The 21153-nt window shown below is 70.3% G+C and carries 17 protein-coding genes and 1 riboswitch; of the genes, 4 read left to right on the forward strand and 13 right to left on the reverse strand.

Annotation, left to right across the window (positions count from 1 at the left end):
* The 10 genes from DLJ53_RS14720 to rpiA form a co-directional block, all read right to left on the reverse strand.
* Positions 1–1215 carry an agmatinase family protein gene (locus DLJ53_RS14720; RefSeq protein ID WP_111346520.1) on the reverse strand — a complete coding sequence of 405 codons (1215 nt, stop codon included), beginning with the start codon at positions 1213–1215 and terminating at the stop codon, positions 1–3.
* Positions 1169–2011 carry an ATP-binding cassette domain-containing protein gene (locus tag DLJ53_RS14725; RefSeq protein ID WP_111346523.1) on the reverse strand — a complete coding sequence of 281 codons (843 nt, stop codon included), beginning with the start codon at positions 2009–2011 and terminating at the stop codon, positions 1169–1171. Before DLJ53_RS14725 ends, DLJ53_RS14720 begins: the two co-directional genes overlap by 47 nt.
* Entirely contained in the window at positions 2008–2829 is an 822-nt protein-coding gene (locus DLJ53_RS14730; protein ID WP_111346525.1) for an ABC transporter permease, read from the reverse strand. The genes DLJ53_RS14725 and DLJ53_RS14730 overlap by 4 nt, the downstream gene beginning before the upstream one ends.
* A gap of 27 nt (positions 2830–2856) precedes the next feature.
* Complete coding sequence (locus DLJ53_RS14735) at positions 2857–3933, reverse strand: putative urea ABC transporter substrate-binding protein (RefSeq protein ID WP_111346527.1); 1077 nt, start codon at positions 3931–3933, stop codon at positions 2857–2859.
* Between the two features lie 119 nt (positions 3934–4052).
* A riboswitch (guanidine-I (ykkC/yxkD leader) is annotated at positions 4053–4161 on the reverse strand.
* A 106-nt stretch (positions 4162–4267) separates the two neighbouring features.
* Positions 4268–4912, reverse strand: coding sequence for an RNA polymerase sigma factor (locus tag DLJ53_RS14740; RefSeq protein WP_111346529.1), 645 nt, complete (start codon positions 4910–4912; stop codon positions 4268–4270).
* Positions 4913–5235: 323 nt separating this feature from the next.
* Positions 5236–5679, reverse strand: coding sequence for a baeRF12 domain-containing protein (locus DLJ53_RS14745; RefSeq protein WP_111346531.1), 444 nt, complete (start codon positions 5677–5679; stop codon positions 5236–5238).
* Positions 5680–5706: 27 nt separating this feature from the next.
* Entirely contained in the window at positions 5707–6777 is a 1071-nt protein-coding gene (locus DLJ53_RS14750) for a dipeptidase (protein ID WP_111346533.1), read from the reverse strand.
* A gap of 47 nt (positions 6778–6824) precedes the next feature.
* On the reverse strand, positions 6825–7802 hold the full coding sequence (locus tag DLJ53_RS14755) for a TRAP transporter substrate-binding protein (protein ID WP_111346535.1): 978 nt from the start codon (positions 7800–7802) through the stop codon (positions 6825–6827).
* Positions 7803–7819: 17 nt separating this feature from the next.
* Positions 7820–9577 carry a TRAP transporter large permease subunit gene (locus DLJ53_RS14760; RefSeq protein ID WP_146619957.1) on the reverse strand — a complete coding sequence of 586 codons (1758 nt, stop codon included), beginning with the start codon at positions 9575–9577 and terminating at the stop codon, positions 7820–7822.
* 41 nt (positions 9578–9618) lie between these two features.
* Complete coding sequence (gene rpiA / locus DLJ53_RS14765) at positions 9619–10305, reverse strand: ribose-5-phosphate isomerase RpiA (protein ID WP_111346539.1); 687 nt, start codon at positions 10303–10305, stop codon at positions 9619–9621.
* Between the two features lie 116 nt (positions 10306–10421).
* Between rpiA and DLJ53_RS34715 the strand changes: the two genes are divergently transcribed.
* Entirely contained in the window at positions 10422–11402 is a 981-nt protein-coding gene (locus DLJ53_RS34715; RefSeq protein WP_146619958.1) for a hypothetical protein, read from the forward strand.
* Here DLJ53_RS34715 and DLJ53_RS14770 read toward each other — a convergent pair.
* The 3 genes from DLJ53_RS14770 to DLJ53_RS14780 all read right to left on the reverse strand — a co-directional run bounded on the left by DLJ53_RS14770 (position 11287) and on the right by DLJ53_RS14780 (position 16218).
* Positions 11287–13869, reverse strand: a complete 2583-nt coding sequence (locus DLJ53_RS14770; protein WP_162409235.1) for a glycosyltransferase — start codon at positions 13867–13869, stop codon at positions 11287–11289. The two genes, DLJ53_RS34715 and DLJ53_RS14770, sit on opposite strands and share 116 nt — an antisense overlap.
* 189 nt (positions 13870–14058) lie before the next feature.
* The gene (locus DLJ53_RS14775) at positions 14059–15063 is read right to left on the reverse strand and encodes a LysR family transcriptional regulator (protein WP_111346543.1); all 1005 of its coding nucleotides are present in this window, start codon (positions 15061–15063) and stop codon (positions 14059–14061) included.
* Positions 15064–15411: 348 nt separating this feature from the next.
* Positions 15412–16218 (reverse strand): S49 family peptidase, encoded by an 807-nt coding sequence (locus DLJ53_RS14780; RefSeq protein WP_111347780.1) that lies wholly within the window; start codon positions 16216–16218, stop codon positions 15412–15414.
* A 223-nt stretch (positions 16219–16441) separates the two neighbouring features.
* Between DLJ53_RS14780 and DLJ53_RS14785 the strand changes: the two genes are divergently transcribed.
* From DLJ53_RS14785 to DLJ53_RS14795, 3 genes are all read left to right on the forward strand, one after another.
* Positions 16442–17611 carry an FIST signal transduction protein gene (locus tag DLJ53_RS14785; protein WP_162409236.1) on the forward strand — a complete coding sequence of 390 codons (1170 nt, stop codon included), beginning with the start codon at positions 16442–16444 and terminating at the stop codon, positions 17609–17611.
* 96 nt (positions 17612–17707) lie between these two features.
* Complete coding sequence (locus DLJ53_RS14790; protein WP_146619960.1) at positions 17708–20497, forward strand: PAS domain-containing protein; 2790 nt, start codon at positions 17708–17710, stop codon at positions 20495–20497.
* Complete coding sequence (locus tag DLJ53_RS14795) at positions 20494–21111, forward strand: response regulator transcription factor (RefSeq protein ID WP_111346549.1); 618 nt, start codon at positions 20494–20496, stop codon at positions 21109–21111. Before DLJ53_RS14790 ends, DLJ53_RS14795 begins: the two co-directional genes overlap by 4 nt.
* Positions 21112–21153: the final 42 nt, after the last annotated feature.

Below are 21153 nucleotides of genomic sequence, written 5' to 3' on the forward strand. Positions count from 1 at the left end.
TCAGGCCTTCTCGTAGTCGATGGGCTTGTCGATGATGGACCGGTGCTTGCCGAGCGTGCCGTGGGCGCACATCGACCCGAGCGCCTCGACCGCGACGCGCACGCCCATCAGCGCGGTGATGTCGGACGTGTCGTAGGGCGGCGAGACCTCGACGACCTCGAGGCCGCAGATCCCGGGAGCGCAGACGAGGCCGAGGATCTTCAGCGCCTCGCGCGGCAGGAAGCCGCCGGGCTCGGGCCAGCCGGTGCCGGGAACGAAGCCGCAGTCGAGGCTGTCGACGTCGAAGGAGATGTAGACCGCGTCCGCGTCCTTCCAGGCGAGCTCCAGCGCGATCTCGGCCGTCTTCTCGAGGCCGTACTCCTCGATGTCCTCGATGGTCAGCACGTTCGTCTGGCGCCGGAATGCCTCCTTCGCGCCGGGGCGGGGGACCTGCCAGCCGCCGATCCCGAGTTGCACGAGGTTCACCGCCGGCACGTTCGGAAGGTTCGTCGCCCAGAACCAGGGCGTCGTGTGCATCCGCTCGTCGAGATCCTTCTCCTGGATGTCGATGTGACGGTCGAAGTGGATGATGCCGATGCGCTTGGAGGTGTTCTCCGCGATGCCGCGCACGCAGGGAAAGCCGATCGAGTGGTCCCCGCCGAGGATGATCGGCAGCGCGCCCGAGGCGAAGACATGGCCGACGCCGCGGCTGATCTGGTCGAACGACTTTTCGAGGTTGCCGGGGATCGTGAAGACGTCGCCCGCGTCGCACAGGGTCATCTGCTCGCGCAGGTCGACGCCGAGCTCGTAGTTGTAGGTCGTGTAGAGCGCGGAGATGCGGCGGATCCCCTGCGGCCCGAAGCGGGTTCCTGGCCGGTAGGTGGTGCCGGAATCGAACGGGACGCCGAGCACCGCGGCGTCGTACTTGGCGACGTCCCTGATGTTCTCCACGTAGGGCGCCTTCAGGAAGGTGTTGATGCCGGCGAAGTGCGGCAGCTCGCCCCGCGCGAAGGTCGGGATCGTCCGGTCTTCCAAAGAGGGCGCCCCGGGCAGCCCCATCTCCAGCGCCCACTTCTGCTCGCGCGCCCAGGCGCTGCCGGGCAGCTTGTCCTCCGCCTCGAGCGCCTTCCAGCCGCGCGTCTCGCGGGCGTTGAAGTCCGGATGGTGCGCCCGCGCCGGCGCCGGCCGGCTACGGGCGCCGGCCTTCCGGGACAGGCGGACGGGTTGGTCGTTCATGAGAGACGTCCTTCACGTTCGTGTCCGTCACGAGGGTGAGATGCGGCGCCGCGGGAGCGGGCGCCTCCACCGGGACGGGAGTCTTGAGGGGAATGTCGTAGGTGATCGTCGCGCCGTAGGCGTGCGGGTGCTGCGGGTCGTGACGGATCTTGTCGAAGACGAGGACGCGGGTGCCGAGCTCGAAGGCTTCCTTGATGTCGTGGGTGACCATGAAGACGGTCATCCCCGTCTCTCGCCAGAGCTCGGTCAGGAGCTCCTGCATCTCGCGTCGGGTGCCGGGGTCGAGCGCGCCGAAAGGCTCGTCGAGGAGCAGGATCTTCGGCCGGCGCAGCAGGGCCTGGCCGAGCGCCAGACGCTGCTGCATGCCGCCGGAGAGCTGCGCCGGCCAGCGCCCTGCCGCGTGGGTGAGGCCGAGGCGCTGCATCATCGCCCCCGCTTTCTCGCGCGCGGCGCGGCGTCGGGCACCGAAGAGGCGGGCGAACGGGCCGCCGGTCTCGATCTCGAATGGCAGCGTCAGGTTTTCCATCACCGTGAGGTGCGGGAAGACCGAGCACTTCTGGAACACGATGCCCCGGTCCGGGTCCGGCTCGGCGGCGATCGGCGCGCCTTCGATGAGGACGGCACCAGCGGTCGGCCGCTCCTGACCGAGGAGGATGCGCAGGAACGTCGACTTGCCGCAGCCCGACGCGCCGACGATCGTCACCATCGCGCCTTCGGCGACGTCCATCGAGACGCGCTCCAGGATCGGAAATTCGCCATAGGTGACGCCGAGCCGGCGCACCTCAACGAAACTCATAGGCCGTCCCCCGTCAGATGCGCCCAGGGGAACAGCCGGCGTGACAGGATGGCAAGCACCCTGTCGATCACGTACGCGAGCACGGTGATCCACACGACGTACGGGATGATGACGTCCATCGCGAGGTAGCGGCGGACGAGGAAGATGCGGTAGCCGAGCCCCTCCGTCGCCGCGATCGCCTCCGCCGAGACGAGGAAGATCCAGGCCGGGACCAGCCCCATCCGCACCGCCCGGATCAGGTGGGGCCACATCTGCGGCAGCACCACGCGCATGGTGAGCTGCAGCGAACTGGCGCCGAGCGTCTGGGCGCGGATGATCTCCTCGCGCGGCAGGTCGAGGATCGCCTGGGCGACGGCGCGGATCATCAGTGGCGCGGTGCCCACCACGATGAGCCCCACCTTCGCCGCCTCGCCGAGCCCCAGCACGATGAAGAGGATCGGCAGCACCGTGATCGGCGGGATCAGCGAGAACGCCGCCACGAAGGGCGAGAAGAACGCCCTTCCCAGCGGCAGGATGCCGATGACCGCGCCGATCACCACAGCCAGCAGCGCGGCGATCGCCATGCCGTAGAAGAGGCGTTCCAGGCTCGCCGCGGTATCGACCCACAGGAGGTAGTCGCCGGAGCGCTTGTCCGCCTCGAAGGCCATGCGGACGAAGGCCTCCGCCATGGCCGAGAGCGACGGCAGGAGCTTGTCCGCCGGGTTCTCGGCGCGGCGGATCCCACTGCCGACGGCGTAGGCGCCGATCGCCAGCGCGAACGGGATCGCGCCGATGAGGATGGCGACGACGCGGCCGGGCTTCCGGTTGATGAGGCGCATGGGCCGGCGGCCGCCCGGGAATCCGGCCTAGAGCTCCTGGTCCGCCGCCATCTGCATGAAGGTGCTGTCAAAGCGCAGCTTCACGTTGTTCTCGTCGCCGGTGACGGACCCGTCCGGATATTCGATGCCGACGAAGTCCGCGCTCGGCGCGCCGGTGCCGAGGATGCCGTGGTCGAAGAGGAACGAGGCGACGAAGGTCATCGTCTCCGGCAGCCCTTCGCCGCCGACGAAGTCGACCGCTTCCTCGGCCATGTAGAACATCGCGGTGGAGTCGAGCTGGCTCTTGTAGCCGGCGATGTCGGTGCCGGAGGCGGTCGCCATCGCGGTCAGGGCGTCGATGTCGTCCGCCTCCATCAGCGCCATCGCCTCGTACCAGGCGCCGACGAGCGCCTTCCCGAAGTCGGGGTTGTCCTTCAGCGTCTCGGTGTTGACGACCATCATGTCGATGATCTCGCCGGGGATCTGCGAGGAATCGAAGACCTCGTGGGAATCCGGCATGCCGAGGATCTCCGACAGCAGCGGGTTCCAGGTCACGACCGCCGTGACGTCGGGCGTCGTGTAGGCGGCGACCATGTCGGCGTCGGAGGTGTTGACGACCGTGATGTCGCGTTCGGAGAGCTCCACCGTCTCGAGGGCGCGGGCGAGCAGGTAGTGCGAGACCGACAGCTCCACGAGGTTGACGCGCTCGCCCTTGATGTCGGCGAGCTGGTCCTTGCCCTTCAGGATGATGCCGTCGTTGCCGTCCGAGTAGTCGCCGACGATGAGCGCGGTCGTGTCGACGCCGCCGCCCGCGGGGATGGAGAGGGCGTCCATGTTGGTCATGCTGCAGCCGTCGTACTGGCCGGCGGTGTACTGGTTGATGGACTCGACGTAGTCGTTGATCTGCACCGCCTCGATGGTGATGCCGTACTTGTCGGCCCACTTCTTTAGGATGCCGGAGTCCTGCATGTACCCCCACGGCATCCAGCCGACATAGATGGACCAGCAGACGGAGAAGTCCTTCTTCTCCTCGGCGCTGGCGGGCTGGACGATGGTCGTGGCGCCCAGAAACGCGCCCAGTGCGATGCTGGCGAGCGCTGCGCGGGCCGCGGTCAACTTCCTCATCACCTTCTCCTCCTCATGCCGGCAGGTGCCGGATTGCCGAACCGGCAGCGTGCCGGATCCCGAATATGCGCGTGAGAAGGACCGGGAGACGGACCCGCTCTGCGCGGAACCGTGCGGCGTTCTCCCGGGATTTTGGCCCGCCGTGTAACCCCACCACCGGTGGAGCATGCGTCTCTCGGACCAGTCACGCTTCCCGAGGGAAGCGCCGGAACCCTAGACGCACCGCACGACCTGACAAAAGCAAAGCCTATGCCAGATTGCCGAGGCTCGACGGCGAAGAGCCGGCGCGGGTCGGCCGGACGCGATGGCCCGCTCCGTCGGAGAGGGGCCGGGCCTACCCGCGCAGGCGGGCGAGGCGGCGGCGCAGGCGGTCGCGGCCGCGCGAGAGGCGAAGCTTCACCGTCGCGACCGATCGGCCCGAGGCGGCCGCCGCGTCCGCGAGAGTGAAGCCCTCCAGGTGGCAACGCTCGATGGCCTGCCGCTCCTCGTGCGGGAGCGTGCGGACCACGGCGCGCACCGCGGCCGCGGTCTCGCCCGCGCCGATCGCGTCGGGTGCGGCGAGCTCCTCGCTGATCGGCAGCGTCGGGACGGCGCTGGCGGCCCGGGCGGCGTCGATCTTGCGGTGGGCGAGCGTCGTGATCCACGCGGTCCCGCGTGTGCTGCCGTCGAACCGCCGGGCGGCGTTCCAGACCTCCAGCATGGTGTCCTGGGCGATGTCCTCGGCGGCGACGGGATCGTCGAGCAGGCGCGCGGCGAACCTCTCGAGACGCGGCGCCATCGTCGTGTAGAGACGATGGAACGCCCGCACGTCCCCGCCCGCGACCGCGCGGATGAGGCGTGCCACCGGGTCGCGCGCCGGCGGCGGGGGGTGCTCGGTGGAGCGGGCGCCCATCTCGACTGGCCGACCCGCGCGAGGACGATCGGCGCGCGGCTGACCGGGACGGGGCCGCTCGAGATGGACGAGAGTGGCAACGGCCATGGTCGCGATCTCCCGTTGTGCTGGGGCAGCGCGCCGGCTGCCGCACAACAGGTGGGTCGTCCAAAAGCGCAAAACCGTGCCGGCGAGCACAGACGCCGACGGGAAAGCGCCCGTGCCCTTTGGATGTCGACTTCGGCACCCGCTGCGAGCGCCGCATCGCCCGCCCCGAGGGCGCGGCGCCAGTCCTGGTGGAGATGATTTGCGAGGGCTTCTTGGCGGACCCGCCCGGTGCCCCGGCGGGCTCCTGAACGGGTATGTCCGAGCGGGAGCAGGGCTCGCGAAACGTCAGGCCCCGCGGTCGGGGCGGGGCCTGGGATCCGGCGTCAGTCCTTGGTGAGCGCCTTCTCGATCTCGTCGATCGGGTGGTTGGTCAGCTCCTTGGCGACGTCGAAGACGATCTTCTCCTCGACTTCCTTGTGGAGCGCCTTGCGCAGCTCGCCGAGGACCACCGGCGGGGCGGCGATGATCAGCTTGTCGTACCGGCCCTTGTGGGCCGCCTTGTAGAGCCTGTCGGCGATCTCCCGGGCGAACCGCTCCTTTTCGAGGCGGTGCCAGTCGGTCTCCTCGACCGCGCTCTTGTGGCCAGGGCCGTTGTCGTGACGGCGGCCGGGGCTGTCGGTGCCCTGTTCGCGGGTGGGCGGGTTCTCCTGCACCATCTCGCGCACGACGGTGAGGTTGGGGAACCCCTCGTCGATGCCGTTCTTCAGGAAGAGGGCCTTTTCGCCGTCACCCACCAGAACCCAGGCTTCGGCTGGAATCGTTCGCATGTTGGCCTCCCGATAGTCTTCGAGAGATCAATGTGTGTCCGGAGCGCTCGTTCCAAGGGCCAGCGACTGTGTACGCTTTGTCACATCGAGCCAGTTGCGGTAGCAGATCGCGTCGACGAGATCGGCCGAATAGCCCGCCTCGATCATCACGTCGACGAGACGCGGGAGGCCGGCGACGTCGCTGATTGCGGCCGGAATCACCGCGCCGTCGAAGTCGGAGCCGAGCGCCACGCCGCGCGGGCCGAGCTTTTCCAGCATGTGGTCGAGATGGCGCCGCATCGCGTCGAGCGGGGTGTTCGGGTCGCGCCGGCCGTCGTCGCGCAGGAAGAAGGTGGCGAAGTTCAGTCCGGCGACGCCCTCGGTGTCGCGGATCGCGTCCATCTGTGCGTCGGTCAGGTTGCGGGAGGACGGGGAAAGGACGTGCGCGTTGGAATGCGTCGCCACGATCGGCGCGTCGGACACGCGCACCACGTCCCAGAAGCCCTTCTCGTTGAGGTGGCTGCAGTCGACCATCACACCGAGCTGGTTGCACGCCTTGACGAGGGCGACGCCGCGGTCGGTCAGCCCTTCGCCGATGTCGGGCGTCGAGGGGAAGCGGAAGGGGACGCCGTAGCCGAAGACGGTCGGTCGGCTCCAGACGAGGCCGAGGGAGCGTACGCCGGCGGCGTACAGCGTCTCCAGCTCGTCGAGGTCGGGGCCGATCGCCTCGGCGCCCTCCATGTGGAGCATCATCGCGAAGGCGCCCGCATCGTTCGCCGCCTGCACCTCGTCGGCCGAACGGCAGATCCGGACCGAGCCCTTGGACGCCCGCTCGATCCGGAAGGCGATGGCGAGCTGGGCGAGGGTGACGTGAAGCGCACGCTCCTGCGAAAGGCCCACCATAGGCGCCTCGACGCTGCCTTGCGGCTCGGCCGGCTTGGGCCGCTGCTCGTCCATGACGAAGGTGGCGAAGATGCCGCCGGCAAGACCGCCCTGGCGCGCCCGCACGAGGTCGAGGTGCCCCTCGGCGTTGAGGCCGAGGAAACGCTCGCCGGTCCGATCGCGGCGCCACAGGCGCAAGAGCACGTCGTTGTGCCCGTCGAAGATGCGTTGGTTCATAGGCTTCCTGCGCGATCCGGACAGTCTCACGCCAAGGCTGGAGATCGTCAACGGGCCGCTTCGATGGCTTTGTAGGCATCCATCGCCGCCGGGCTGAGGCCCGAGACGTAGGACTGGACGAAGGGGGCGACGGCCTCGCGCCAGGGAGCCTGGTCGACCTCGACGAGCTGGGCGCGCTGGCCGATGGCGCGTGTCATCGCGCTGTCCTGCTCCTCTTCGGCCAGCTTGTTGAAGTAGGCGGCCGCCTGCTGGGCGGAGGACTCGAAGAGCTTCTGGTCCTCCTCCGGGAGGCTCTCCCAGAAGTTGCGATCGAAGTAGACGACGCCGATCGCCCAAATGTGCGCCGTTTCGCTGAGGACCGGTGCCACTTCGAAGAGCTTCAGCGCCTCGTATCCGGACTTGGTGAGGTCCATCGCCTCGACGACGCCGGTGCCGAGCGCGGTGTATGTCTCGGTGATCGGCAGAGCGGTCGGGTTGGCGCCCAGCGAGCGCCACAGCGCGATGTGCAGGTCGCTCTCCAGTACGCGCATGGTCAGGCCCTTCACGTCCTCCGGCTTGGTGAGCGGGCGGTCCGACAGGAGGTGGCGGGCGCCGAAGATGATGAACGCCGGCGTCTCGAAACCCTGCTCCCGGTAGGCGGCGCGAAGCTGCTTGCCGAGCGGGCCCTTCATCGCCGACATGATCTGGTCGCGGCCGGAGAAGACGAACGGGAGGTCGAGCACCGCGCCCTCGGGGACCCAGGTGGTGAGGTTGGCCACCGTCGACAGGGCGCCGGTGATGGAGCCGAGGCGTACGCCTTCGGCCTCTTCCTTCTCGCCGCCGAGCGCGCCGTTGGTGACGATGTTGAACTTGTAGACGCCCGGGCGGCCGCTCTCGACGAGGGCGGCGAAGCGCTCCCAGAATTTGCTCTGGGGCTTTTCCGGACCGTACTGCGAGGTGACGGTGAGGGTGTCCTGGGCGTTCGCGGGCGCTGCGAGACAGGCCGCGACCAGGAGTGCGGCGATCAAACGGATCATGCGGATCATGGAGCGTGCTCCTTCAGTCAAACCAATCCGGCGAGCCCGGAAGTGAGGGCCGGCAGGGCGATCAGGACGCCGAGGCCAGCGATCAGGGCGATCAGATAGGGCAGGACGGCGAGATAGACGCCCTTCATTTGTGTCACATCCTTCACCACCAGCACCAGGATGCCGACCGGCGGGGTCAGTCCCCCGAGGAGGAGCGCGACCGTGAGGACGACGGTGGCGTGGATCATGTCGCCACCGACCGCCGGCACCAGGACCGGCATGAGGAGGAGAATCGCCGCGCCCACGTCGAGCACGGTGCCGATGAGGAGGGCGATGCCCGTCGCGGCGACGAGCGCGACCCAGACCGGACCGTCGGGGAGGAATGTGGCGGCGTCTAGGCCGCTGGTGGCGAATATGAAGCCGACGGGGGCGGCCGCACCGATGAGGAGCGCGACGCGGCCGGACTGCCGCGCCGCATCGCGGAGCGCGGCGAGGAGCGGGCCGGCGCCGGCCCGTACGGCGAAGAGGGCGGACATCGCGACCGCGAGGAGCCCCGCCTCGACGGACGTCACGAGCCCCAGCCGCAGGCCGCCCAGCACCGCCACCGCGATCGCCAGCGGTGGCAGCAGACCCCACAGGACGTGCGGGGTAGCCGGCTGTCCGGAGGGCTGCGGGGAACCGGAGACCGGGGTCGCGCCGGCGGCCGGTGACGGAGCGGAGCCGTCGGCCCGTGCCGGACTCGGGATCAAGGAGGACGGGGCGCCGACGGGGGTGATGCGGACGGCGAACCAGAGCGTCGCGGCGAGGACGACGCCCGCGCCGAGCCCGGCGACCCAGAGGGCGCCGACGGACTGGTCGGTGGACGCTGCCGCGAGGAGGAGCGCGATCGACGGCGGCAGGATGTTGGGCAGCACCGCCGAGGCGGCGGTGATCGCCGCGGCCCGCGCGGCCGGATAGCCCGCGGCGACCATCGCCGGGACGAGGAGGCGGGCGCCGAGCGCGGCGTCGGCGATGGACGAGCCCGACACGCCGCCGAAGAGGGCGCTGGCGAACACGTTCGCCTCGCCGAGCGCGCTGCGGCGGCGGCGCGCGAACCAGCCTGCCGCGGCAACGAGTCGCTCGCCGATCCCGCCCGCCAGCATCAGCGCGGCGGAAAGGATGAAGAGCGGGATGGCGAGGAGCACGTAGGGCGACAGGCCGCGCATCAGGTTCTGCGCCAGCGCCGCCTCGGAGAGGTGCCCCGGCGCGACCGCGACGCCGGCGACCAGCGCGAGCGCCACCGGCACCCGCGCCCAGAGCGCAACGGCGAAGACGGCGACACCTGCGAGCGGTCCCTGCGGCGGGATCGGCACCAGGCTGATGGCGACCCCCACCGCGATACCCGCCACCGCCGAGGGCCGGCGCAGCGCCGCCACGAGGGCCAGCACCGCGAACCCCGCGCCGACCACGTAGCGCCAGGCGCGCGGGATCGCGAGTACCGGCTCGACCCCGCCGACACGCCCCGCCGCGTCCGCGAGGCCGGCGGCGAGCGTCGCCGCGGCAAAGCCCGCGATCAGCGCGGCGAGGCCGGCGCGCGGGCCGCTCTCGTCGCTGGCGAGGAGGGTCGGGAGGGTGGCGAAGGCGAGCGCGCCGAAGGCCCAGCCGGCGACCAGCGCGGCGCCGACGACCGGCAGGTCGAAGACCCGCGCGGCGACGTTGAGCGACAGCGCCGCCACGAGCACCGCCAGCAGCAGCGTCGCCGCCACGTCCGCCGCCGCCTCGACGCCGCCGGGGATCCTCGCAGCGCCGGCGCGCATCGTGCGCCTCTCGCGGTCCTGGTCGCTCTCGGGCACGCCGGTCAGGCTGGGGTCAGCCGCCTCACGTTCTGTCCGTCGGAGACGAGCGCCTCGCTCGCCATCCCGATGAAGAGCCCATGCTCCACCACTCCGGGGATGCCGGCGAGGGTGCGCGCGGTCGCCTCCGGGTCGGCGATGGTCCCGAAGGGGAGGTCGAGGATGAAGTTGCCGTTGTCGGTCTTCAGCACCTCGCCGCGGGCCTCGCGCAGCTGCGGCTCGACGCCGAGGCGCGACCGGATGAGGTGGGCCGTCGAGGCCCAGCCGAACGGCACGATCTCGACCGGCAGCGGAAAGGCGCCGAGCTGCTCCACCACCTTCGATTCGTCGATGATCACGACGAAGCGCCTGGCGAGCGCCTCCACGATCTTCTCGCGCAGGAGCGAGGCGCCGCCGCCCTTGATGAGGCTCAGCCTGGGGTCCGCCTCATCGGCCCCGTCGATGGCGAGGTCGAGCTCGGCAGGCGCGTCGGGGCCCATCATGTCGATGATGGCGATGCCGGCGCGCCGGGCGGCGTCCTCCGAGGCGCGCGAGGTCGCCGCCGCGGGAGGGAGATCGAGGCCGTCCGCCACGCGCCGCCCCAGCGCCTCGATAAACAGCGCCGCCGTCGATCCTGTGCCGAGGCCGAGCCGCATGCCCGGCTCCACAAGTTCCGCCGCAGCTTCGGCTACGCGCCGCTTCGCATCGCTCATCGTGTTCCCTGACCGGAGTTGATCCCGTATCGATGTTGGCCTTATTCACCGGGCCAGTACATCCGGGATCGACCGAGGTCTATATCCCGGCGTGTGATCTAGTATGGAGCGTCCGCTTGGACAACGACACGCGAGCAGGGGATCCCGAACCGATCAAACGGGTGGTGATCCACATCGGATCGACGAAGACCGGCAGCTCGGCGCTGCAGACGGCCCTTTTCAAGCGCCGTGGCGAGCTCGCCGGGCAGGGCGTCCACTACTCCCAGCTCGGCGTTCACTTCAACCACGAGGGCGTGCCCTCCGGCGCTCACCATCTCCTGTCCGCGGCCGTGCATCCCGGCGCGTGGCGCATGCACCAGGCGGACCTGCCGGAGGACCGCGAGGCCTACTTCCGCGACACCGTCGCGCAGATCAAGACCGACGCCACCGCCGAGAAGGCGCACACCATCGTCCTCTCCAGCGAGTACTGGTGGGGCTCCTTCCCGCTGCCGATGTACCGCACCATCGCCGCCGCCTTCGCCCCGGCGACGTTCGAGGTCGTCGCCTTCATCCGCCGCCAGGACGAGTGGGCGATGTCGTCCTACCTGCAGGCGGTGAAGTCGGGCGAGACGCGCGACTTCCGCGAGTGGGCGGAGCGGGCGCTCTTCAAGGTCGGCTCCGGCCTCAACTATTTCCGGGTGATCAACCGCTGGGCCTACATGCTGCAGGCCAAGGCGGTGCACGTGCTGCGCTATCAGGACGTGAAGTCCAACGTGTTCGCCGCATTCTGCGACACCATCGGCGCCGACGTCGACCGCACGATCCCCGTGGCGCGGGTCAACCCGTCGCCGTCGGCCGAGGGCGTTCAACTCCTGCTGGAGATCAACCGCTCGGGCCGGACCGACGAGGAGAAGCGCGCGGCGCGCGCCGAGGTCATGGGCTCCCACCGTGCCAGCGGCTCGCTCGCGATGCTGCTGACGCCGGAGGAGCGCGAGGCGACGTTCAAAGCATCGCGCGAATCGGACGCTCTGATTGTTCGTCGCTTCCTTCGCAGCGAGCTGCCGCTGTTCGATCTCGATGATCTCGAGAAGACAGAAGCCGCGGCTCCCGCGCCCTGAACCAGTCCGCCAGGGCGCTCGGGTTGCCGTGGCGCTCCGGCACGTCCGGCGCCCATAGGGCGTCCATGTCGAGGGCGAGCAGCGCGTCGTTGAGCGCGACGGGATCATCGCGCAGGTAGGCGTCCAGCACCGTCCCGCGCGGATAGTCCTTCACCCGCTCTCCCTGCGCGCCGAGGTTCAGCGCAGCCGTCGGCAGATGCAGCGCCATCGGCACCGACAGGGTGAACACGTACGTCTCCGGCCAGATCGAGGAGAAGAGCGCGAGGTCGGGCTGGATGTTGCGAATCAGCCGGATCGCCTCGGCCTCACCGGCATAGCGGCCGTGGACGGTGACCTTCCTGCCGGTCTTGATCTCCTTCACCGCCGTGTAGCCGACCACGTCGATGTGGATCGGCAGGTCGCGGTGCTCGATGTCCTTGATCATCGCGTGGAGCAGGTAGGCGCCCTTGTGCGGGCCGATGGCGCCCAAAATGACGATGCGCCGCACACCGTCACCACGCGACGGCTTCTCGAGCGGCTCGGCCTCGTCGAGGTCCGGCTCCGGATGGGGATGGATCTTCACCTTGGAGACGTCGGTGAGGCGCCGCGCGCGCAGGGCTGCCGCCTCGGACGGGGCGCTCACCATGTCGGCATGGGACAGGTAGTCGCGGAACCGGGCGCGCCAGTCGTCGATCCGCACCCACTCGAACGCGGTGCTGGACGAGGCGAGGCAGGAGACGCAGCGCGAGGCGTCGGTCTCGCCGCAATAACGGTCCTCGGCGTCGAGGAAGGTGAGGCGCGGGCAGAGCGGCTGATGGTCGTGCCAGACATGCCAGTAGGGCTTGCCCGAGCGCATGAGCGTCGTCATCAGCTGGCCGATCGCCTCAGACGACAGGCCCGCGAAGGTGTTCATGTGGATGAGCTCGGGGTCGAGCACCTCGATGATCCGGTCGAGCAGCGCGTTGTGGCGCTCGATGTTCAGTTCCTCGAGGTTGGGAAGATACGGCAGCGCCTGCTCGTTGAAGGCGGAAATGCGCACGAAGCCCTGCACCTGCGTCTGCACCACGATCGCGCGGTCGGCGACGGCCTTCTGCCCGGCTGCGACCATCGCGTAGTAGGTGTTGCGCAGGTAGGTCTCGATGCCGCCGCCCCGGGTGTGGGTGAAGAAGACGATCGAGATCGGGCCCAGCGCCTCGCGCAGGCGCGCGATGTCGAACAGGATCCGGGAGGGGAGCAGCGGGTCGGCCGAGACGTGCCGCGCGATGCGGCCGGCATACTCGGGGTGCTTCTGGGCCAGCAGCTCCTGCGCCTTTTCCGAGCGGGTGGACTGCGTCGGCCCGAACGAGGCGGAGCCGAAGTGGCGCACGTAGATGCCCGTCGCCATGACGTTGCGCCAGCCGTCCTTGATGGCGCGCATGCAGAAGTCGCATTCCTCGCCGTAGCCGAGGCCGAAGGTCTCCGCGTCGAACAGGCCGAGGCTGTGGATGGCGCTGCGGCGGACCGCCATGCAGAAGCCGATGCCGGTCGGCACGTCGACGATGGTCTTGCCGTTCGCCTCCCGGGCGAGGCGGTCGAGCGTCGCCGAATCGACCTCCAGCTCGTAGGAGTTGTCGACCACGCTCATCGGATAGCTGGCGATGGTGGCGTTGTTGGAGAGCGGCGTCACGGTCGCGATGCGCGGGTCGTCGCGCAGCGGCTCCATCAGCCGGTCGAGCCAGCCGTCGTGGACGTAGGTATCGGCATTGAGGAGCACCACGTCGCGGTGCTCGTTGTGGGCCATGCCGCGGTTCACGGTGCCCACGAAGCCGAGGTTCTCCTCGTTGACGAGGAGGCGGATGAGGCCCTTCTCCTCCAGCATCCGGAGGAAGGCGCTGACTTCGGGCTGCGGCGAGCAGTCGTCGATGACGAGGCACTCGCACGGCGTCTCGTTCTCGGCGGCGAGCACCGACCAGATGGTCGCCGAGACGTGCTCCAGACTTTTGTAGACCGGGATGACGACGTTGACGGCGTGGGCCGTCGGCGGGTCGATGACGCGGGCGGGGAGGTCGTCCCAGTCGCTGTCGGCCTTGAGCCGCGGGACGAGGAGCGCCTGGTCCGGCTGCTGCAGCGCGACGCGGCGGGCGCGGGAGACCGACGCCGTGCGGCCTTCGTTGCGGCCGTGGGTCAGCCAGTGCCGGTAGGGGTTGATGCGGGCCTCGGCGACGTCGCCGTACGTCTCGAGATAGTCGCGCGTCGAGAACAGTTCGGACGGGTCGCGCCCCTCCTTCCATCCCTTCAGGATGTAGTGCCGCGCCGGTCCGAAGACCATGTTGCGCAGCTCGGGGTACGTGTCGAGATAGAACTGGTTGTCGAAGTGGCGGATGATGTCGGCGCGCTCGGCCATGAACCGCTTCGAGTTCATGGTCCACTGGACGTGCCAGACGACCGACTGGGGATGGCGCGCCAGTCCGGTGATCGTGGACCAACGCATCATGAACGGTAGTTTCAACGCGTGGTCCTCATCCCCGCAACCCCGCATGCGCGGCGGTGACGTTGCGACTGGACGCGGTGACCCCAACAACAGGTCTGGCAGGCATTGGGCTTGCGAGCGATGCGCACCGATTTACTCCGACAGGATATCGGAGGCTTACGGCGCCGCATCAGGTCGATCAACCCTCGTCCGGTGATCGGGGGTTCGTCATACGAGGCGCTGCGGCGGCTCCGCGAGTGGGCGGTCGACCCCGGCGGCCACAGCACCCTTAGGGGTGTAGATCGGCGGTCGCTCGCTGTATCTCTCGGCTCCCGGCCACAATTCCTCGTCCACCAGCTCCCGTACCACGGACTTCAACTCGTGGATGACGGCGCGCGTCGTCTGCGACACCGGGCGCTGGGAGGAGGTGGCGAGGATCAGGGTGCGCGACAGGGACGGGTCCCTCAGGCTGCGCACAAGTAGGTGATCGTCGGGCGACACGGCGCCGCGGGGCAGGATCGTCGCGACGTTGTCCTTGCGGACCATCGCCTTGATGGCCTCCACCGAATCGACCTCGGCGGCTACCGAGAGCGCGGTGTGCGCCTGCGCCGCCGTGCGCTCCACGAGGAGGCGCAGGCCATGGCTGCGGCGCGGCAGCACGAGCCGGCAGGTCGCGATCTCGCCGAGCGTGATGGGCCCCAGTTCGCGGTCGGAGCTGGCGGCGGCCGAGACGAAGACCAGCTCCTCGCGCAGCAGCGGCTCGGTCAGGAAGTGCTGCGTGCGGGTCGCGTCGTGGAGGATCGCGACGTCCAGCAGGCCGTTGGAGAGCCACTCGTTCACGTAGCCGGAGAATCCCTCCGTGAACTCGAGGTCGAGCTCGGGGTGCGTCCGTGCGACGCGGCGCAGCAGCGGCGGCGCAAGATAGCGGATCACCGTCGGGGTGGAGCCGATGAGGAGCGTTCCCTTGGCGACGCCCACCGTGTCGCGCACGTTCTGCTCGGCATGGCGCACCGCCTCCAGGATCTCGCTGGTGTGGGCGTAGAGCTGCTTGCCGGCCTCGGTGAGCTTCACGCCCCGCCCGTTGCGGAAGAAGAGCGGCGTGCCGAGCGCCTCCTCGAGGTTGGCGATCTGTCGGCTGACGGCGGGTTGTGCCACCGAAAGTGCGGCGGCCGCGCGCGAGACGCTGCCCGCGTCGGCGACACGCTTGAAATAGCGAAGTTGCTTGATTTCCATTGGCGGACCCTCGCGTACCGGTCGGCGGCGCCGGCGAGGCCGCCCGTTTGCGTGTTGACGTTCTCCTCGATCACAGGTCCGGGCCACATTGCGGGGCGTGCGCGCGCCAGCGGTGTCGGGGCGCCGCCGCAACGTGGATCGTCGAACCGTCGGTCATGTCAGGCAGGTCATCACCGTGACGCCGGCACAGGCGGTCGGCCTGTGGGCGAGGGACGCCGCCGGGCCGTGCCCGCAGCGTCCTTGCGCATCATCGCATAGCTGACACTAAGGTCCGTGGATGGTGCGAGCGTTGCGTCCCCGTCGCCGGGTCGATGGCGCGGGCGCCGCGTCATGGGCGGCGACGTCGCCTCAGGCGCCGTAGCGGTCCCACAGCATGTGCTGGTAGGCGGCGCCGACCAGCGAATCGGCGCTCGGCGCGGACGCGAGCCCCAGCCGCCGCAGCAGGGACGGGCGGGACGTCGACACCGACTTGATGCGGATCTTCTCGCCGAAGCGTGACTTGAGCGTGGTGCGGATCTCGCCTAGCCCGTCGACGAGGCCGAGACCCACCGCCGCATGACCCGACCAGAAGCGACCGGTGAAAAGGTCAGGGTCGTCACCGAGCCGGTCGCCCCGCCGGTCCTTGATGGCGGCGACGAAGGCCTCGTGCACGTCGCTCTGAACCGCGTGGAGGATTGCGACGTCCGCGTCACGCTGCGGCTTGAAGGGGTCCAGGATCGCCTTGTTCTCGCCGATCGTGTAGACGCGCCGCTCCACGCCGATCCGGGACAGCAGCTCCGGAAACCCGAACGTCGCCGTCACCACGCCGATGGAGCCGACGATGGAGCTGGCGTCGGCGATGATCTCGTCCGCCGCGCAGGCCAGCCAGTAGCCGCCGGAGGCCGCGACGTCCTCCACGAAGGCGATGGTCGGCTTCTCGTGCTTCTCGGCGAGCGCCCGGATGCGCTGGACGATCAGCGAGGACTGCACCGGCGAGCCGCCCGGCGAATTGATCACGAGCGCCACGGCCGGTCCCCTCATCGCGAAGGCCTTGTCGAGCGCGCTCTCCACCCCGGCGAGGGAGAGGCCGGGCCGGAGCGAGGTTCCCTGCCCGATGACGCCGTGGAGGCGCACGACCGGGACGACGGGTTTCTTCGAGCGGGGCCAAAAGCGCATCACACCACCTTCATCGATCAACGGGCGCCGGCCCGGCGGACCGGGTGGCCCGATCCGGAGGCCGGCGGACCGGATACGTGGGGTCGGGGAGGGGAACGCGCCAGCCGCCCGGCTTCGCCCCGACCTTGCCGGCATGTCCGAATGGGGCGGCGACTATCCGTTTGCCATCGGGCGCGGCCGCCCGCGCGGGCGTATTGCACGGTGCGTTGGAAAGGGACGCGTCATGCGCATCGAGATCAACGTCTCCCCGGCCGGCGAAGCGGCCGGCGCGGTGTCCGGGCAGAAGCTGGACCCGGAGCCGGACTTTCTGGCCGCCTATTTCACGGAGGGCCACGACGCTCACGAGGTGGCGAAGGCGCTCGGCCGCCTGAAACCGCGCGCGCTCCACGGCGGGACATCGTGCCGCGGCGTGATGAGCGCGGCGGGAATGAGCGCGGACGGCCCGGCGCTCGGCACCTTCGCTGTCTACGACCGCGCGGGCGACTACGGGACGAGCCTTGTCGCCAAGGGGAGCGACGCGCGCGCGAGCGCCCGCCGCGCGATCGCCGAGGCGCTGTCCCACGCCGGGCGGCGCGGGGAGATGCCGGACCTCGTCTGGCTGACATCCTCGCCCGGCGACGAGGAGGCGATCATCCACGGCATCCAGGACGAGGTCGGCCCGCATGTCCCGATCATCGGCGGGAGCGCGGCCGACGACACCCTCGCCGGCCGCTGGCGCGTCATCTCCGCCGCCGGCGCTCTGACGGACGGGATCGTGGTGTCGGTGCTGTTTCCGTCCCGTCCGCTGGCGTCGGTGTTCCACTCCGGCTACGCGCCGACCGGGGAGCGGGCGCGCGCGACGGCGACGGACGGGCGCCGCGTCCTCGCGCTCGACGGGCGTCCGGCGGCGGACGTCTACGCGGAATGGACCTCCAATCCGGCGCTGGCGGCTCGGGGCGGCGTTCCGTGCAGCATCCTCGGCGAGGCGGCGCTGACGCCATTCGGCCGCAGCATCGGCCACGTGGCGGACGTTCCCTACTACCTCCTCGCGCACCCGACCGCGGTGCATCCGGACGGCTCGATCGAGCTCTTCGCCACCGTCGCTCCGGGGGAGGAGCTCGTCATGATGCGCGGCTCGCTGGACAGCCTCGCCGGCCGGGCGCGGCGGGTGGCCCGGCAGTCGCTGGAGCTCGCGCGGCAGCGCGAGGCGCCGGCGGGGGCGCTGGTGGTCTACTCCGGCGGCTGCATGATGGCGGTGTCGCACCGGATGGACGAGGTCGCGGCCGGCGTCAGCGCCGCGCTCGGCGGCGCGCCCTTCCTCGGCATCTTCACCTTCGGCGAGCAGGGCCGCGTCAGCGACGGCAGCAACCGCCATGGCAACCTGATGATCTCCTGCGTCAGCTTCGGCGTCTGACCCACCGGACGCGGGAGCGCCGCGCGGGAGCGGCGGCCGACAATCTCCGCGCCAGTCGCCTGTGATGGACTGATGCGTCAGACGGAGACGACGGCGATGACCGACGACGAAGCGCTGCGCGAGGCGCTTCTCGAGATCAACCACCTGCGCGCCCGCGAGGCAGCCGCCTTGCGGGAGGCGAACGCGCTCCTGCGCGGCGTCCAGCGGATGAACACCGCCCCGACGCCCGGGAGGGCGCTGGTGGAGCTGCTGCACTCGATCGCTGCCACCATGGCATGCGACTGCGTGGCCGTCGTCCACGACCGCAGCGGCGACGCGATCTTCCACCCGGTCGTCGGCGGCGACCTCGGCCGCGCACTGGCGCGTGCGGGGGCGCAGTTCACAAGGACGTCGCGCCTCGTCCTCGACCTCGCCCTCACCACCTGGTGGAACGCCTCGGTCGGCCCCTACCGCAGCCTCGCGCTGGTACCGATCGTCGTCTCGGGCGAGGCGGCGGCCATCGCCTGCTTCTCGATGACGCCGGGCAGCTTCACCAGAGGCGACATCGCGCTCCTCAACCGGCTCAGCGAGCTCGCCGCGCAGGCGCTGTCGACCCACGACCTCGCCGAGCGCAACGCGCTCCTCGCCGCGGTGATCGACGGTGCGCCGATCGCGGTCAGCATCGCCGACACCTCCCGTCCCGGCAGCCCGGTCATCTACGTCAACGACGCCCACTGCCGGATGACGGGCACCCCGCGCTCGGACGTGATCGGCAAGTCGTGCGAGGCGATCTCGCAGGGGCTCGATGGCACGCCCGACCGGGAGCGGCTGCGCGCCGCGATCGCCGCGCGGGCGATCGGGCGCTTCGAGACCGTCAGCGTGCGGCATGACGGGACGCGCTTCGACAGCGACCTCACCGTCTACCCTGTGGCGCTGCAGGGGCGGCGCAGCTACCTCGTCGCCAGCCAGATGGACACCACCGAACGCCGCGCCGCCGAACGCGAACGCGACCAGGTGCGGCACCGAATGATCGCGGCGCTGTCGGAAGCATCGGAGGGCTTCCTCATCCTGGACGCCGACGGGACGGTCGTGCTCGCCAACCCGTCGTGGCGCTCGCTGTTCGCGGGCGCCCCGTGCGGCTGGCAGGAGGGCCGGCGCTTCGTCGACATCTGGGCCGAGCGGCTGCTCGTCTCCGGCGTCGGGCACAAGGAGGCCGCGAGCCAAGCCGAGGCGCGGCTCGCGGCGATGCGGAGCGGGCGGCGCGACCACGAGGAGACGCTGCCGGACGGGCGCGTCGTCCTCCTCTCGGAGACCTCGTTCGGGGGCAGCCAGTGCGTCTCCGTCGCGACGGACGTCACGCGCCTTCAGGCCTCCCGGCGGGAGCTGGCGCTGCGGGCGGCGGCGATCGAGGCGGCGCAGGACGGCATCGCGATCATCGACGAGGGCGGGCGCTACCTCTACATGAACTCGGCCCATCTCGACATGTTCGGCTACGCCGCGCACGAGGTGATTGGCCACTCCTGGACCGGTCTCTACGCAGAGGACGTCGTCGACCGGCTGCGCCAGACGGTGCTGCCGGCGCTGGCGCGCGGCGGAAGCTGGCGCGGCGAGCTGATCGGCCGGCACAAGTCGGGCGGCCCGGTCGAGCAGGAGGTGTCGCTCACCATGCTGAGCGGATCCGGCCTCGTCTGCCTCACCCGCGACATCGGCATGCGCAAGCGGCAGGACGCGGAGAACATGCGCCTGCGCGAGCAGCTCAACGCGGCCCAGCGGCAGGAGGCGATCGGCGTCATCGCCGCCGGCGTCGCGCACGACTTCAACAACGTCATCGCCGCGATCAGCGGCTCGGCCCTGCTGCTTGCCGAGAACGAGGAGATCGCCGAGCGCGACCGGGCGCACGCGAGGCGGATCCTCAAGGCGAGCGAGCGGGCGGGCAACCTCGTCGGGCGGCTGCTCGACTTCGGCAAGCGGCGCGCCTGCGCCAGGCGGATCGACGCCACCGCCGTGCTGGCGGAGGCGTCGGACCTCATCGCCGCGTCGGCCACCGGGCGCATCGACGTGCAGCTCGACCTGCCCGACGAGACGGTTCCCATCGTCATCGACGGGACGGACCTTCTGCAGGTCGTGCTCAACTTCGTCATCAACGCGCGCGACGCGATCGAGGGGGGGCGCGGGTCGATCGCGGTGGAGCTGATGGCGGAGGCCGATCCGGGCGGCTTCGGCGACATCATCATCGGCCGCCTCGGCGCCGGCCCCTACGCGGCCGTGAGCGTGACCGACACCGGCTCGGGGATCGCCCGCGACCGCTTCCGCGCGATCTTCGATCCGTACGTCTCGACGAAGGGCAAGGACGGGACCGGGCTCGGCCTCGCGGTCGTGGCCGAGCTGGCGCGCGACGCGAACGGGCTGATCGCCATGACGTCCACGCTCGGCGAGGGGACGCGCTTCACCCTCCTGCTGCCGCGTGCCGACGCACCGCGGTCCCGGCCGTGCGAGCGCGAGCCGGCGGTGCCGTCGACGGACCTCACGCTGTCCGGCCGCCTGCTGCTGGTCGTCGACGACGATCCCGACGCGGGGGAGACAACGGCGGCCATGCTGGAACGTCTCGGCGCCGAGGTCGCCCAGTGCTGCGATCCGGAGGACGCGCTGGAGGCCGTGCGGGACGATCCCGGCGCCTGGGACGCGCTGGTGACGGACTACGAGATGCCGAAGCTCGACGGGCATTCCCTCGCGGCATCGGTCCACGCCCTGAGGCCCGACCTGCCGTGCGTGTGCGTCACCGGGCGGCGCGACGTTTCCGTCGCCGGTACGCCGTTCGCCGCGGTGCTCACCAAGCCGGTCGGTTCGACCGAACTCGCGGCCGCCATCGTCGCCGCCGTCATGCGAAAGGAAAAGGTGCTGCAATGAAGGTGCTCGTCGCCGACGATCACGAGCTCGTCCGGGACATGCTGGCCGCGTTCCTGGAGCGGGAGGGGGACTTCGACCTCACCACCTGTTCCGACTACGGGAGCGCGGCGGAGGCGATCCGGGGACAGGGGCCGTTCGATCTGGTGCTGCTCGACTATCAGATGCCCGGGATGCGCGGGCTCGACAGCCTGGCCGAGGCGATGTCCCTCAACGCTCCGCTCCCGGTGGCGCTGATGTCCGGCACCGCCGACAAGCGCATCGCCGAGTGCGCCCTAAAGGCGGGCGCGGCGGGGTTCGTGCCGAAGTCGATGCCGGCAAGGTCGCTGGTCCATGCGGTGCGCTTCATGCTGGCGGGGGAGCAATATGCGCCGATCGCCTTCATGACCGCGCCCGAGGTGGAGGACGCCGCCCATCCGCTGGCCCAAAAGCTGTCGCCGCGCGAGCTCGAGGTGCTGGAGGGGCTCTGCAACGGCCAGGCGAACAAGGAGATCGCCCGCGACCTCGGCCTCGCCGAAGTCACCGTGAAGCTCCATGTGCGCACCCTCGGCCGCAAGCTCGGCGCCCGCAACCGCACCCACGCGGCGATGATCGCCAAGGAGGCGGGGATGTTCTAGGCACCGCGCGCCCCCGAGAGGGAGCCGTGGACCGGCGCGGTG

This window comes from Acuticoccus sediminis, assembly GCF_003258595.1.
Taxonomy (GTDB): Bacteria; Pseudomonadota; Alphaproteobacteria; order Rhizobiales; family Amorphaceae; genus Acuticoccus; species Acuticoccus sediminis.

Excerpts from the sequence above, each read along its gene's own strand:
- DLJ53_RS14795 (WP_111346549.1), top strand. The coding sequence starts at position 20,494 with ATGAAGGTGCTCGTCGCCGACGATCACGAGCTCGTCCGGGACATGCTG.
- DLJ53_RS14755 (WP_111346535.1), bottom strand. The coding sequence starts at position 7,802 with ATGATCCGCATGATCCGTTTGATCGCCGCACTCCTGGTCGCGGCCTGT.
- DLJ53_RS14750 (WP_111346533.1), bottom strand. The coding sequence starts at position 6,777 with ATGAACCAACGCATCTTCGACGGGCACAACGACGTGCTCTTGCGCCTG.
- DLJ53_RS14720 (WP_111346520.1), bottom strand. The coding sequence starts at position 1,215 with ATGAACGACCAACCCGTCCGCCTGTCCCGGAAGGCCGGCGCCCGTAGC.
- DLJ53_RS14740 (WP_111346529.1), bottom strand. The coding sequence starts at position 4,912 with ATGGCCGTTGCCACTCTCGTCCATCTCGAGCGGCCCCGTCCCGGTCAG.
- DLJ53_RS14760 (WP_146619957.1), bottom strand. The coding sequence starts at position 9,577 with ATGCGCGCCGGCGCTGCGAGGATCCCCGGCGGCGTCGAGGCGGCGGCG.
- DLJ53_RS14730 (WP_111346525.1), bottom strand. The coding sequence starts at position 2,829 with ATGCGCCTCATCAACCGGAAGCCCGGCCGCGTCGTCGCCATCCTCATC.
- DLJ53_RS14790 (WP_146619960.1), top strand. The coding sequence starts at position 17,708 with ATGACCGACGACGAAGCGCTGCGCGAGGCGCTTCTCGAGATCAACCAC.
- DLJ53_RS14785 (WP_162409236.1), top strand. The coding sequence starts at position 16,442 with ATGCGCATCGAGATCAACGTCTCCCCGGCCGGCGAAGCGGCCGGCGCG.
- DLJ53_RS14735 (WP_111346527.1), bottom strand. The coding sequence starts at position 3,933 with ATGAGGAAGTTGACCGCGGCCCGCGCAGCGCTCGCCAGCATCGCACTG.
- DLJ53_RS14775 (WP_111346543.1), bottom strand. The coding sequence starts at position 15,063 with ATGGAAATCAAGCAACTTCGCTATTTCAAGCGTGTCGCCGACGCGGGC.
- DLJ53_RS14725 (WP_111346523.1), bottom strand. The coding sequence starts at position 2,011 with ATGAGTTTCGTTGAGGTGCGCCGGCTCGGCGTCACCTATGGCGAATTT.
- DLJ53_RS14745 (WP_111346531.1), bottom strand. The coding sequence starts at position 5,679 with ATGCGAACGATTCCAGCCGAAGCCTGGGTTCTGGTGGGTGACGGCGAA.
- rpiA (WP_111346539.1), bottom strand. The coding sequence starts at position 10,305 with ATGAGCGATGCGAAGCGGCGCGTAGCCGAAGCTGCGGCGGAACTTGTG.
- DLJ53_RS14780 (WP_111347780.1), bottom strand. The coding sequence starts at position 16,218 with ATGCGCTTTTGGCCCCGCTCGAAGAAACCCGTCGTCCCGGTCGTGCGC.